Consider the following 13254-nt stretch of genomic DNA (forward strand, 5'->3'; position numbering starts at 1 on the left):
TTACCTCCTATTTTAATTCATTATGATAGTGTATATTGTATAGAAGAAATGAAAATTTGTATCCATCCATATGGTTGGGGAGGTTACCAACCAAAAAGAATATAAGGTGATATGATGGAAAGATTCGTTTGGAAACCGAATACGTCTCTAGCGACGCCTATGTATAAACAAATAGAAACGTATATAAAAGAAAGAATCGTTAATGGAGAATGGACTGTTGGAACGAAATTACCTTCACAAAGAGATTTGGCACATACATTTGGTGTGAACCGGAGTACAATTGTAATGGCTTTTGATGAGCTAGTGGCAAAGGGATACATTGAAGGGAATGGCAGGAAAGGAACAATTGTTGTAAATAATAATGAGAATGCTTCAACATACGCACCCCCGCCTAATTGGCAGTCTTATGTAGAAACAGGACTTCATTATCCGAATTTGCCTGCTATTCAAGAGATTAATCAAGCCGAATTTTATCCGCATGTAATTCGTTTAGGAACAGGTGAGCTCGCGCCAAGTCTTTTACCTGAAAAAAAGATGAAAGATATTATGAATAGGCTTTTAGCATCAAAGGTGACACTTGGTTATGAAGAGCCGAAAGGAAATCTCTCTTTAAGGGAAAAGATTGCGGACTATTTAAAAGGACATGGTATAGATGTAACTCCTGATTCTATATTAATTGTTTCAGGAGCAATTCAAGCATTGCAACTTATTTCTATGGGGCTTCTTCCAAAAGGAGCATCCATTTTATTAGAAAAACCATCTTATTTATATTCTCTTAATGTTTTTCAATCAGCAGGAATGCGTTTAATTGGTATGCCAATGGATGAGAACGGTTTACATGCATCATATATTACGAAATATAAGAAGCAATTTAATGCATCTATTTTATATACAATCCCGTCTTTTCATAATCCAACGAACGTTAGTATGAATGTGAAAAAACGAATAGAAGTGATGGGAATATGTAACGAAATTGGGTTGCCTATTATAGAAGACGCCGTGTACCAAGACTTATGGTTTGATGAGCCTGTTGTAAAGCCTTTAAAAGCATATGATAAAAATGGAATTGTACTACATATCGGGAGTATGTCTAAAGTCATTAGTCCAGGATTAAGAATTGGATGGATTGTCGGATCTGAGCCTGTCATTCAAAGATTGGCAGACATAAAAATGCAAACAGATTATGGCTCGAGTTCTATATCCCAGCAAATTGCAGCGGAATGGTTTACAAATGGATTGTATGATGAACATTTACAGTTTGTAAGAACAAAGTTGAAAAAACGCAGAGATTTTATGTTACAAATGTTAGAGAAATATTGTCATGATATAGCAACATGGTATGAGCCGACAGGTGGTTTTTATATTTGGTTACATATGAACGTATCCGTTTCGAACCGTAGCTTATTTGACAAAGCTTTGAAAGAAAAGATTTTATTAAATCCAGGTACTTTGTATGATAGAAGTGCAAATCAATTTTTGCGTCTATCTTATTCATACGCAACGTTAGAAGAAATTGAAATAGGCATCCAAAAACTTGCACAACTAATGAAAAAGTAAGAGGAGAAAGTAATGAAACAATATGTAATTTGCCAAATTATCAATGGAGATAAATATTTAGCTGCTTATGCGGAGACGAAGCAGGAAGCAATTGAAAAAGCAGAATTGTTAGGATTACGAACGGGAAATCGATATACCGTTATTACTGCGGAGGAAGCACAAGGGTTAACGTATCCTTAAGTAACGTAGAATAATGATGCAGGAAGTAAATAAGCCTAGTAATATATGATATTACTAGGCTTATTTTTTTTGAAAGCGTAACGTGTTCTCGTATGAACGATAATAGTATTATGAGTCAAGTTGACGGAAATACCGATTTGTTTTTCGGTCCTGATTTCCGTTTCTATAGTCATCAATATATTGTCTGAAGTTCCAAGATTGTAAAAACTTATTTGCGGCGTTATAACCAGAATTGTAAAGCCACTCTTTTTCTTCCTTTGTTAAATCGAAGTTTGTACTAGTAATGGCTCCTGTTGGAATTATAATTGTCCTTGCTTTTGATTCCTTATCTAAATGACGTAAATCGTGGGCTTGCATCATTGTTTTAAAAAGTCCTTTGAACATGGAGATAGGCTCGTTATAGTGGGCAGGATCAGCTTGAATCTCATCTTTTACGAAATGAAAGCCAAAAGTCGGCCAGCGAGGAGAGGTAGGTGAGTCGAAAATCCAAATTGGGTAATTGCTTAAAATCCCTCCATCAACCATATAACAGGGTTGCTTCCATTTAGGGGTTCTCCATTTTACCGGTTCAAAGAAGAAGGGGATTGTACTACTCATTCTTACAGCTTTAGCAATAGAGAAGCGATAATTTAAAAATCCATAGTTTGGTAAGTCATCAGGAAAGATAACCATTTTACCATTACTTATATCAGAAGCGATAATTTTCAGCTTATTTAAATCAGGTAAATCTGTAAATAAATGGACTCCTTTTTTTCGAAGTAATTCTTCAATCCATTCTTCTATAAATATATTAGAGTAAACACCAAGAGTAGTCCATGCGCTTAGTCCTTTTCCGATAAAGGGGATTCTGTCAATAAAGGTTCTCTTCGTAAATTTATCATAATCGATATCAGTTATAATCGTTTTTAACTCAGAGCAAGAATATCCTGCTGCTAGGAGCGCAGCGATAATGGAACCAGCTGATGTTCCAGCTACACGCTCCCATTCATAACCTTTTTCAGCTAACGCGCAAATTGCCCCTACATGCGCAATTCCGCGTACACCGCCTCCTTCAAAAACACCATCAATCTTCATTAATCATACTTCCTTTCACATAAAAGATTTGAAAATGGCAAAAAAGCACGTATTGTACGTGCTTTTTTACAATAGTTTTTAAATTTACTAGCAGCCTACAAAGCCGCCCCAACAGCTAGCTCCGATGATGATTAGAAGGATAAATAAAACGATTAATAAAGCGAATCCTCCATAACCACAACCGCCGCCGCCACCGTATCCGTAACCACAGCAACTATATCCGTAACCCATGTGGAATTCCTCCTTAAATTAAAAATAAAAATGAACGAGGGGAAAATGTACTGGAAGAAATAATGAACTATCGTGTTTGTAGGAACAATGTATACTATGCTTTTTTAAACTTGTTCGCGTATGATGGAAGAGCCCGTTTTTTTGAAGGCTTGTTGTTTTTACATAGAATAGAGTATAATTTTTGTGCGATGATACAAATAAGTATGTAAATGTAAGGAGAATTTATGAATAAACAGATTGAAGTATTAATTGATAAATATGGGCTGACACATTTAAAAGAGGAACTTATGAATACTGTATTTTCTTGTGTAAAAGTTGTGCCAAAGCAGGAGGAAACCGTTGCGATAGGTAGTTCGAAAATGGGAGGAGTTCCTGATTTACCAGCTACATTTGAATACCCAACGCATAAAGGAAATCCGTTACAGTTTATCGCTCAATTTAATTTAAATGATTTACAAAATGTTGGTATAGATCACAATCTCCCTGAGACAGGGATGTTATATTTCTTTAGCGTTCACAATTACTTTGAAGAAGATGTGAATCCAACTGAAGCGGGGCGTGTGCTTTATTATGATGTTCCTGTAGAGCAATTACGAAGAGCAGATGAATTGCAAACGAATTATAACCAGTGTGCAACTACTTTTGAACTGACATATAAATTGCCAGAGCTTTTCATTGAAGATGAGGCGGATTCAGATCGATTCTTACAATTGCTTGAAGAGTTAATTCCAGATAACTACGATAATCATCAAATGTTTGGTGAGCCATTCTCTGTACAAGATGAGGTATTGTACGAAACTGGACAATATATGGAAATAGACCCGCAGCAAATGACGCTTTTATTCCAGATTGATTCAGATGCTAAAAATTGTAATATGATGTGGGGAGATTTAGGGATGCTTTATTTCTGTATTGGAAATGAAGACTTGAAAAATCGACGCTTTGAAAATGCATGTTGTGTATTACAAACTTGTTAATGAAAAAGGTTGTTCTTGTAAAAAGAACAACCTTTTTACAATGTTAAATATGCATAATCTCATATGACCTATACGAAAAAGTATTGTATACTCTGAAACTATACGATACTTTTTCGTATAGTTATAGAATGTAAGGAGTGACAAGATGGGAAAGACAAGTAAGTACGTGACAGCTACCCTGCTTTGTTCAACTATAGTAATGGGGGGCTTACAAGCGTCATCTGTATCTTATGCGGCTACGAATCCGACTGTAGCGACAACACAATCAGATGCAAAGTTGTTAAATGATTTTAGAAAAGAATTAAAAAAACAGGTTGATAATCGAGAAGAAAATATTACAATCACATATAAAACAAAAGATAGAAATGCTAGAAATGTTATGGATCAATTGTATGGCGAGTTTAATAAAATTGTAGATGCAGATGAGTATGTAAAATATAATGTAGCCTCTACTAAATATTCTATTAAAGGGCTACCAGGAAACTATACGTTTACACTGCAAGTGAAATACCGTGAATCAAAAGAGCAAACACAATATGTAAAATCTCAGGCAAAAGCAATTATCGGTTCAATTGTAAAACCTGGAATGGATGAGCATGAGAAAGTAAAAGCTATTCATGATTACGTTGTAAAACATGTATCGTATGATACGTCTTATAAAGCGTATACAGCATATGAAGCATTAGCAAATCGTTCTGCCGTTTGCCAAGGATATACGTTATTAACATATGAATTGCTAAAAGAAGCGGGTATCCAAAACCATATTGTAACAGGTACAGGAAATGGACAAGCTCACGCATGGAATTTAGTGAACATTGAAAACAAATGGTATCATCTTGATACTACATTCGATGATCCAGTACCCGATAAAGCTGGGCGCGTAACATATTCATATTTTAATATGTCTGATGAGCAATTAAGTAAAGATCACGACTGGGATCGCAGTAAATATCCAGCAGCAACTACAAGTTACTTTAATGAATTAACAAACAAAATAAAAGCGGGTAGTTCAAAGACTGCTGCGTATGAACAAATGTTAAAAGAAACAAATTTAAAATATTTGTCTGCACAATACGGGGCAGAGAATTATAGAGAATTTAAGCAAAAATTACAGCAACAATTCGTTTCTAAACCAGAAAAGGTAGAAGTACGATATAAGCAATCTATGGATGGAACAATGCAAGATATAAAGAAAGTGTTAAATGAAATAAATTGGCCAAAAGGTGCAAAACGTGTTTCTTATCAAGTAGCACCATATAGTGCGATGGCAGATTATTCATTAGCGACAATTACATTTACGTATTAAGTAATGGAAAGAGCATCTGTAAAAGGTGCTCTTTTTTTTATGTACCACTTTAAAAAACAGAATTGTGTGATAAAATAAAAAGGAAGGATGTGGAATCTAAATGGATTTGTTCGAAAATAATATATTTACATTGATATATATTTGTTTAGTAATTGGACTTATCGTTTTGTTTTTCCTATCATTTACTTTGTTTATTAGAAGAGTATTTCTAAACAGCGCTGCAAAAAAACAACAAGTGATGCATATGAATGAGAAGCTAGATCGAATTATTGAATTGCTTGAAAAAGATAAGAAATAACGATAGAAAATGTATGAAAAGGGGAAGAGGATGGCTAATTATATAAAAGAATTACGTGAAAAAGTAGGTCACGACTGTGTTCTCATAAATTTTGCGGGTGGTTGTGTGTTGAATGAACATGGAGAAGTATTGCTGCAAAAAAGAGGTGATTTTAACGCTTGGGGATTTCCTGGCGGTGCAATGGAAATTGGAGAATCTGCCGCAGAAACCGCAATTCGAGAAATAAAAGAAGAAACAGGTTATGATGTAGAAATAAATGAGCTTATCGGGGTGTATACAAAATATTTTCAAGCATATCCAAATGGAGACAAAGCCCAGTCAATTTTAATTTTCTTTTTATTTTCAATTACCGGGGGAGAGAAAAAAATAGACGGTGATGAAACGTTGGATTTGAAGTTTTTCCCGCTAAATAAAATGCCACCATTGTTTAATCAACAACATGAGGATTGTTTGCAGGACTTACTAGAGAAAAGAGTAGGGGTATATCGTTAACAAAAAAGAAGCTAATGAGATTAGCTTCTTTTTTATGCTTTAATTATTTCCACCAATCATCAAACATTGATGCTGGAACTTGTCTTTTGTGTTCGCTCACTGTGTAACGTTTTTCAATTTTTTCTGCTACGTCAGCTGGAACTGTTTTACCTTCTAAATAATCATCAAGTTGATCATACGTAATACCTAACTCAGTTTCATCAGCTTGACCTGGTTTTTCATCTAATAAATCAGCTGTTGGCATTTTTAAGTAAAGTCGCTCATCCGCACCTAATTCTTGTAATAGAGCACGTCCTTGACGTTTCGTTAATCCCGTTAATGGTAAAAGGTCTGCACCACCATCTCCGAATTTTGTAAAGAATCCTGTAACAGCTTCTGCAGCGTGATCAGTTCCAATCACAAGTAATCCTTGTTGACCACCGATTGCGTACTGCGTAACCATACGGATACGTGCTTTCACGTTACCTTTATTGAAATCTGTTAATGATTCACCCAATAAGTTTTCGTATTGATTTGAGAAAGCATCAACTGTTGAAGCGATATCAAATGCAACAGATTGATCAGCTTGAATAAATTGTAATGCTAATTGCGCATCATCTTCGTCTTTTTGCACTTTATAAGGAAGTCGCACGGCAATAAACGTTGCGTTACCACCTTCATTACGAATTTCCTCCACTGCAAGCTGAGCTAAACGTCCAGCTAATGTAGAGTCTTGCCCGCCACTAATTCCAAGTACAAATCCTTTTGCACCCGTTTTTTTTACATAATCTTTTAAGAAATCAACACGTTTACGGATTTCTGTTTTCGGATCAATTACAGGCTGAACATGTAATGCTTTCATAATCTGTTCTTGTAATGTCATTATGTTTCCTCCTATTCATATTAAAGCGGTAATTAAGTTTATATGTATATTGGTACATACTTCTATCCTTTATTATTTCGCAAAACTAACGAATATACAATAGGATGCGTGTATGAATATGAATGTAGTCATTATAATGAAAGTGTTTCATTTAAGCAATTTTTTTGAAACCTTTCAATAATGTAAGGTTTTTGTCATTTGAATCGATGGAAGCTATTTCCGCATTTTACTAATATAAGAACATAGTTAGCAGAAGGGCGGAGAAGTAATATGAACATTAGAGAACTCGCATACAGGAATGTAACGCGAAATAGACGAACATACTCAGCATATTTTTTAAGTAGTGCATTTGCAATTATGGCCTTTTTTGTGTACTCATTTTTTGCGTTTCATCCGGCATTAAGCGCTGGAGAAGTGGGACGGTATGTATTCGTAAGTATGTCTTTTGCACAGTCCATTATTTACTTATTTACGTTTTTCTTTATTTTATATTCAATGGGAATGTTTTTAAAAACGAGAAAGCGTGAATTAGGAATTTTAATGATGTTAGGTATGACGAAATATCAATTAAAGCGTCTTATCTTCTTTGAAAATATTATGATTGGGATAGGGGCCATTATATTTGGAATACTTGCTGGAATGACATTTTCCGGAATATTAATATTTGTAGCTCCGATGATATTAAAATTAGATATTTCTTTAGCGTATTACATACCAATGCAAGCCATTGTTGTAACGAGTATTATGTTTTTCGTATTATTCATGAGTATTTCATTATTTAGTGCAGGAATGATTCAAAAAAATAAAATTATGAAATTGTTTAGAGGATCAGCAGAAGCGAAGCCGGAACCGAAAGCATCCGTTATTTCTTCTATACTAGCGGTTATATTGCTTAGTGCGGGATATGCAGGAGCACTTATGTCACACGGTGCAATGGTATTTGTCATGATGATTCCTGTTACAACGGTAGTCATTATTGCTACGTATTTGCTGTACAAGCAGTTGAGTGTCTTTGTTATTAGACTATGTAAAAAAAGTAAACGTTTCTATTGGACACAGACAAATATTATTACGTTGTCAGATTTAGCTTACCGTATGAGAGATAACGCAAGAATGTTCTTTATTGTAACTATTATTTCAACTGTAGCATTTTCAGCAATAGGTACATTAGTTGGTTTTACGTCAATGACGAAAGATATTATGGAGAGACCTATTGCGTTTCAGTATCATTCTAAGCAGGGAAATAGTAATGAATCACAGCATTTGAAGATGATTGACGAAGGATTAAAGAAACATAGTATAGCAGCTTCTAAAACGAATATTTCAACGAAAAAGGCGGAGGAGCAGTCGTTAAGAAATGCCGTTTTCATAAAAGAATCAGATTATGAGAAATATGCGAAGTTAACAGGAGAAGCATTTCAAAATGTAGCAAATAAAGAAGTTTTATTTTTAGCAGTCAATATACCAGGACCACCAATGAAGGAAAGAAAAGAAATTACTTTACCACATTTGAATGAATCTTTAAAAGTAAAAAAAGTTAATACTTCTTCATTAAGTAAAATACTAAGAGGTAACGTCTATGTAATCTCTAAAAATCAATATGATGCATTACAAGATGGATTTAAAGAGGAAAAAGATTATGTGTACAAAACAGAAGGAACGAAAGATGAAATAGAGGTTGGTAAAGAGCTTACTCATCAAATGAAGACTTATGAAGAACATGCAATGTTTAGTGCAGAAGAGTATGAACAAAACCAAAGTTTACAAATCGCAGGACCGATTCTATTTGTAGGTTTCTTTATTGGTATAGTATTTTTCGTTTGTGCAGGAAGCTTCCTTTACTTCCGTTTGTTTTCTGATTTGGAGGATGACACTCGTTTGTTTGAAATGATTCGAAAAGTAGGCTTAACAAGCGGGGAATTATCGAAAGTAGTTACAATTCGATTGGCACTTTTATTCTTCGTTCCAATAGGTGTTGCAACATTACATGGAGCAGTAGCGTTAACTGCACTGGGACAGATGTTTGAGTACTCACTATTTAAAGAAAATGCGATTGTATTAAGTATTTTCGTAGGAATTCAAGTTGGTTACTTTTTACTGATACGATCTCGTTATTTAAAACAATTGAAAGAGAGATTACGTATTCGTTAAATGTGTTTTTTTAACTTGAGTACAAAATTTTCTAAAAAGAGACAAGTATTACCAAAAAGTGATAAAATGGAAAGAGCGAGGTGGAAAAAATAATAGAAAGTAAGGGGGGAGTAATATGAAAGCAACAGGAGTTATTCGAAAAGTAGACGAATTAGGACGAATTGTTATTCCTAAAGAATTACGTGATGTATTGGGAATACAAATCAAATCACCACTTGAAATTTTCGTAGAAGAAGATAAAGTCATTTTACAAAAATATCAACCTTACAATGCTTGTCAAATAACAGGTGATGTTTCAAATCAAAACATATCATTAGCAAATGGAAACATTACTGTTAGTATAGATGGAGCGAAACATTTAATAAAAGAAATAGAGAAGTTTTTAAATAAGAGTGAAGCTTAGTCTTAATTTATTTTATTTTTAAAATCTCATATCATTCTTTAAAAACTATAAAAGGACCATTAAATTGGTCCTTTTATTTATCTCGTAATTTTTCGTGTCTAAAAATTACGAGATAAATAAAAGAGTAGTATAAAGTGAAACTTTAATCAGTGGGGGGGCATCCCCCACTGATTATTAGTTGAACCAATCGGGCATTTACGGGCAGTTGATCCCCCACCTAACTTCTTTGCTTCCGCTGAATTTTGAGGTGGGGGTCTTACTGCCCGTTAATGCGGGATAAAATTAGTAAGCTATATTGAGAAATATTTTTAAGGAAGGAAAACGAAACGAATAAAACGAATGTTACATTTAAACCTTTTCAAAAGTGGTCTGAAATGAAAATAATATATTTTCAGGAGGGATTACGATGAATAGTAGTACAGCGAATAAACAAAAAGGTATACAATTGATTCCTTTTACAGTAAATAAGGTGGTTGAACAAGTAAATGAAATTCCACCAGGTGTACAACTCATTCATGCTCCGCAAGTATGGGAGAAGAGTGCGAAAGGAAAAGATATTGTTGTTGCCGTATTAGATACAGGTTGTGATGTGAATCATATAGATTTAAAGGATCGTATTATCGGTGGAAGAAATTTTACGAAAGATTACGAAGGGGATCCGAATATTTATCTTGATAATAACGGACACGGTACTCATGTAGCGGGGACAATTGCAGCGACTGAAAATGGTGTCGGTGTTTTAGGAGTCGCACCACTTGCTAAAATGTTAGTGTTAAAGGTTTTAGCGGGAGATGGTTCTGGAAGTTATGAGCAAATTATTGAGGCGATCCATTATGCTGTAAATTGGAGAGGACCTAATAAAGAAAGAGTTAGAGTCATTTCAATGTCACTTGGTGGTCCGCAAGATGTTCCAGAATTACATGAAGCAATTCAAAACGCGGTAAAGCAAGATGTTCTCGTCGTATGTGCTGCTGGGAATAATGGAGATTGTGATGATAGCACGGAGGAACTAGACTTCCCGGGTGCGTACTCAGAAGTAATTGAAGTCGGCGCTGTCAATTTAGAACGGAAAATCGCATGTTTTAGTAATTCGAATCAAGAAATTGACTTAGTGGCGCCAGGTGATGAAATATTATCTACGTATCCCGAGGGAAAATATGCGGTATTAAGTGGAACTTCTATGGCGACACCGCATATCGCTGGAGCGCTAGCATTGCTCATTAAGCAGTGTGAGAGAGAATATGGTAGAAAGTTATCAGAGCCAGAAATATATGCACAACTTATTAAAAGAACTGTACCTTTAGGATATGAACGTACATCTGAAGGGAATGGATTAATAGATTTATTAAAAGAATAGAAGAATACTAAAAAACATCTCATTTTCATATGAGATGTTTTTTAGTACGGTTCTGTTACAAGTACGAGACCATTCTGTCCGAAATTTTTTTGAATATCCGTCAATTATTACGTATCCGTTGTTCGGTAGTGATATCGAAAAAGTGTGCTTTTGCTAAGCTAAAAGCTAAAAGAAGTGTATCGTTAGCCTTAATCTCGGAACGAGCGTTAATTCGCGCAATAAAGTTTTGATTTGAAAGTTTTCCATGAATCATCGTTTCAGCACCTAATAATTCAGCAACTTCTACTGTAATTTCGACTGTGGATCCAGGAGAAGATTGAAGAACGATTGGTTCATCATGAATGTCTTCAGGACGAATACCAAGTATAATTTTTTGTCCATTATATCCTTTTTGTTTTAATGTTTTTAGTTGGCCATCTGGTACTTTGAAGCGGATATTTTCCATGTGAAAATAGTCATCTTGTAATGTTCCGGTAAAGAAATTCATAGCTGGAGAACCTATGAATCCGCCAACAAATATGTTTTCAGGAGTATCATATACTTCTTTTGGAGTACCGACTTGTTGAATGAGCCCATCTTTCATAACAACAAGGCGTGATGCCATTGTCATTGCTTCTGTTTGATCATGTGTCACATATATAGTGGTCGTATTTAAACGACGATGCAGTTTGGAGATTTCTGAACGCATACTTACACGTAATTTTGCGTCTAAATTCGATAGAGGCTCGTCCATTAAAAATACTTTTGCATCACGGACGATAGCTCTTCCTAGTGCAACCCGTTGGCGTTGTCCACCTGATAATGCCTTCGGTTTTCGTTGTAAGTAATCTTCGAGCCCTAATATTTTCGATGCCTCCGTTACTCGACGATTAATTTCATCTTTTGGAAGTTTGCGTAGTTTCAAGCCAAACGCGATATTATCATAAACAGTCATATGCGGGTATAGTGCGTAATTTTGAAATACCATCGCAATGTTGCGATCTTTTGGAGCGACATTATTCATACGTTCTCCATCAATATAAAACGAACCATCGGAAATGTCTTCTAGACCTGCGATCATGCGTAGAGTTGTTGATTTTCCGCATCCAGAAGGACCGACAAATACGATAAATTCCTTATCTTCAATATGTAAATTAAAGTCAGAAACAGCAGTGGTTTTATTATCATACACTTTAAAAATATGATCTAATACAAGTTCGGCCATACATATTCACTCCTTATTGTGTAATTGATTGAATTATAAGATTATTAAAAGCGTAAGTAAATTGGCATTTTGCACAAAAGAATGAGGAGCTTTTATGCAAGTTTACAGATTTAAGATACGAGGAAGCGCCTGTAGAGCTTAAGTTCATCTATAGATAGGAAAAATAAGTGGAAAGAGTTTTTTAATCATGCAAGAGACTATAAAAAAGATGACGGTATAAAAAATGACTATTGTATCGTCTTTCATAAGAGTTTCACGAGATATCTAAAGAAAGAAATGCCATATAAACTGCTACTGCACCTTCAAAAGTTTTTATATTAATCCCTGTTTTTTCAATGAATTTATCAATTCGATACTGCAAAGTATTACGATGTAAATATAATTGTTTCGCTGCAAGAGATACATTTAAGTTACATTGGAAGAATACTTTAATACTATCTATTAGTTCTTTGTCATTAGAAATGTGTGCCAATAATTGATTCGTGTATTTTTTTCTTTCTTCTTTCGGTAACGAAATCATTAATTGATAGGGGAGCAGTTGTTCAATATATGTAATTTTTTTTGATAAATAGGGAGAAAGAATAGAAAATAATTTTCGCTCCCATTGATACAGATAAGCATATTCAGTTGTTTGCGTATAGCGTCTTCCAATAAAGAAGGATAGGGATATAAAAAAATCTGTTTCTAGTGTGTCAAGGGCTGCTTGCAATATAGACTCAGGTACATTTTCTTCTAATATGAGGACACCGGCATGCGAAGTTTCCCATATCATTGTAGTAGTAAAAGAAAACATAGACTGTAAAGCATCTTGAAATTCTTCTCTTTCTACAATAGATTGTGTTGTGAAAAAGTGTAAAAAACGAACTGATAGTATAGAAATATTGTTATTTTTGAATAATGCTTCGTGCCATGATTTTTCTTTTTCTGTTTTATAAAATGTATCAGTATGAATGGGTGTTAAGATGGATGAAAGCAATTGATGTTCCCTTTGATGTAATCGGATTTTTCGAATCCCGACTTTGTTTCCTTCAACTAAAAACCAGCTATAATCTTCTGATAACACAGCTTCATTGATTTTTATATCCTCACCATAATATGTTTTTAATTGCTGAATCATAGGAACACTCCCCTTTCAAAAATAATAGTAACAATATTTTAAATA

Annotated in this window: 14 protein-coding genes; 9 read left to right on the top strand and 5 right to left on the bottom strand. The window is 34.5% G+C overall.

The features are described from left to right. Positions 1–114 precede the first annotated feature (114 nt). The gene (gene pdxR / locus FS742_RS02340; RefSeq protein ID WP_144611041.1) at positions 115–1557 is read left to right on the top strand and encodes a MocR-like pyridoxine biosynthesis transcription factor PdxR; all 1443 of its coding nucleotides are present in this window, start codon (positions 115–117) and stop codon (positions 1555–1557) included. Positions 1558–1569: 12 nt separating this feature from the next. After that, positions 1570–1737 (top strand): DUF3933 family protein, encoded by a 168-nt coding sequence (locus tag FS742_RS02345; RefSeq protein ID WP_144611042.1) that lies wholly within the window; start codon positions 1570–1572, stop codon positions 1735–1737. A 108-nt stretch (positions 1738–1845) separates the two neighbouring features. Here the strand turns inward: FS742_RS02345 and FS742_RS02350 are convergent, their stop codons facing one another. Both FS742_RS02350 and FS742_RS02355 read right to left on the bottom strand, forming a co-directional pair. Next, entirely contained in the window at positions 1846–2811 is a 966-nt protein-coding gene (locus FS742_RS02350) for a patatin-like phospholipase family protein (protein WP_144611043.1), read from the bottom strand. 87 nt (positions 2812–2898) lie between these two features. After that, entirely contained in the window at positions 2899–3042 is a 144-nt protein-coding gene (locus FS742_RS02355; RefSeq protein ID WP_000540420.1) for a YjcZ family sporulation protein, read from the bottom strand. Between the two features lie 224 nt (positions 3043–3266). Here FS742_RS02355 and FS742_RS02360 point away from each other — a divergent pair, with 224 nt between their 5' ends. The 4 genes from FS742_RS02360 (at position 3267) to FS742_RS02375 (ending at position 6115) form a co-directional block, all read left to right on the top strand. Then, complete coding sequence (locus FS742_RS02360) at positions 3267–4019, top strand: YwqG family protein (protein ID WP_144611044.1); 753 nt, start codon at positions 3267–3269, stop codon at positions 4017–4019. A gap of 145 nt (positions 4020–4164) precedes the next feature. Further along, positions 4165–5325: a transglutaminase domain-containing protein gene (locus FS742_RS02365; protein WP_144611045.1), complete on the top strand. Its 1161-nt coding sequence runs from the start codon at positions 4165–4167 to the stop codon at positions 5323–5325. Positions 5326–5425: 100 nt separating this feature from the next. Continuing rightward, the gene (locus FS742_RS02370; RefSeq protein WP_144611046.1) at positions 5426–5623 is read left to right on the top strand and encodes a DUF4083 domain-containing protein; all 198 of its coding nucleotides are present in this window, start codon (positions 5426–5428) and stop codon (positions 5621–5623) included. A gap of 30 nt (positions 5624–5653) precedes the next feature. Continuing rightward, positions 5654–6115: an NUDIX hydrolase gene (locus tag FS742_RS02375; RefSeq protein ID WP_144611047.1), complete on the top strand. Its 462-nt coding sequence runs from the start codon at positions 5654–5656 to the stop codon at positions 6113–6115. A 43-nt stretch (positions 6116–6158) separates the two neighbouring features. Here the strand turns inward: FS742_RS02375 and nadE are convergent, their stop codons facing one another. After that, positions 6159–6977, bottom strand: a complete 819-nt coding sequence (gene nadE, locus FS742_RS02380; RefSeq protein ID WP_144611048.1) for an ammonia-dependent NAD(+) synthetase — start codon at positions 6975–6977, stop codon at positions 6159–6161. A 270-nt stretch (positions 6978–7247) separates the two neighbouring features. Here nadE and FS742_RS02385 point away from each other — a divergent pair, with 270 nt between their 5' ends. The 3 genes from FS742_RS02385 to FS742_RS02395 all read left to right on the top strand — a co-directional run bounded on the left by FS742_RS02385 (position 7248) and on the right by FS742_RS02395 (position 10888). After that, positions 7248–9128: an FtsX-like permease family protein gene (locus FS742_RS02385; protein ID WP_144611049.1), complete on the top strand. Its 1881-nt coding sequence runs from the start codon at positions 7248–7250 to the stop codon at positions 9126–9128. 115 nt (positions 9129–9243) lie between these two features. Further along, positions 9244–9531, top strand: coding sequence for an AbrB/MazE/SpoVT family DNA-binding domain-containing protein (locus FS742_RS02390; protein WP_000648329.1), 288 nt, complete (start codon positions 9244–9246; stop codon positions 9529–9531). A 406-nt stretch (positions 9532–9937) separates the two neighbouring features. Further along, positions 9938–10888, top strand: a complete 951-nt coding sequence (locus FS742_RS02395; protein WP_144611050.1) for a serine protease — start codon at positions 9938–9940, stop codon at positions 10886–10888. 100 nt (positions 10889–10988) lie between these two features. Here FS742_RS02395 and FS742_RS02400 read toward each other — a convergent pair whose 3' ends face one another. Continuing rightward, positions 10989–12092 carry an ABC transporter ATP-binding protein gene (locus FS742_RS02400; RefSeq protein ID WP_144611051.1) on the bottom strand — a complete coding sequence of 368 codons (1104 nt, stop codon included), beginning with the start codon at positions 12090–12092 and terminating at the stop codon, positions 10989–10991. 253 nt (positions 12093–12345) lie between these two features. Further along, entirely contained in the window at positions 12346–13209 is an 864-nt protein-coding gene (locus FS742_RS02405; protein ID WP_144611052.1) for a PucR family transcriptional regulator, read from the bottom strand. Between the last annotated feature and the right edge of the window lie 45 nt (positions 13210–13254).

Source organism: Bacillus cereus, assembly GCF_007678085.1.
GTDB lineage: Bacteria > Bacillota > Bacilli > Bacillales > Bacillaceae_G > Bacillus_A > Bacillus_A cereus_BE.

What these genes read in the sequence shown, in the direction of transcription:
- pdxR (WP_144611041.1), top strand. Translation starts at nt 115, where the DNA reads ATGGAAAGATTCGTTTGGAAACCGAATACGTCTCTAGCGACGCCTATG.
- FS742_RS02345 (WP_144611042.1), top strand. Translation starts at nt 1,570, where the DNA reads ATGAAACAATATGTAATTTGCCAAATTATCAATGGAGATAAATATTTA.
- FS742_RS02350 (WP_144611043.1), bottom strand. Translation starts at nt 2,811, where the DNA reads ATGAAGATTGATGGTGTTTTTGAAGGAGGCGGTGTACGCGGAATTGCG.
- FS742_RS02355 (WP_000540420.1), bottom strand. Translation starts at nt 3,042, where the DNA reads ATGGGTTACGGATATAGTTGCTGTGGTTACGGATACGGTGGCGGCGGC.
- FS742_RS02360 (WP_144611044.1), top strand. Translation starts at nt 3,267, where the DNA reads ATGAATAAACAGATTGAAGTATTAATTGATAAATATGGGCTGACACAT.
- FS742_RS02365 (WP_144611045.1), top strand. Translation starts at nt 4,165, where the DNA reads ATGGGAAAGACAAGTAAGTACGTGACAGCTACCCTGCTTTGTTCAACT.
- FS742_RS02370 (WP_144611046.1), top strand. Translation starts at nt 5,426, where the DNA reads ATGGATTTGTTCGAAAATAATATATTTACATTGATATATATTTGTTTA.
- FS742_RS02375 (WP_144611047.1), top strand. Translation starts at nt 5,654, where the DNA reads ATGGCTAATTATATAAAAGAATTACGTGAAAAAGTAGGTCACGACTGT.
- nadE (WP_144611048.1), bottom strand. Translation starts at nt 6,977, where the DNA reads ATGACATTACAAGAACAGATTATGAAAGCATTACATGTTCAGCCTGTA.
- FS742_RS02385 (WP_144611049.1), top strand. Translation starts at nt 7,248, where the DNA reads ATGAACATTAGAGAACTCGCATACAGGAATGTAACGCGAAATAGACGA.
- FS742_RS02390 (WP_000648329.1), top strand. Translation starts at nt 9,244, where the DNA reads ATGAAAGCAACAGGAGTTATTCGAAAAGTAGACGAATTAGGACGAATT.
- FS742_RS02395 (WP_144611050.1), top strand. Translation starts at nt 9,938, where the DNA reads ATGAATAGTAGTACAGCGAATAAACAAAAAGGTATACAATTGATTCCT.
- FS742_RS02400 (WP_144611051.1), bottom strand. Translation starts at nt 12,092, where the DNA reads ATGGCCGAACTTGTATTAGATCATATTTTTAAAGTGTATGATAATAAA.
- FS742_RS02405 (WP_144611052.1), bottom strand. Translation starts at nt 13,209, where the DNA reads ATGATTCAGCAATTAAAAACATATTATGGTGAGGATATAAAAATCAAT.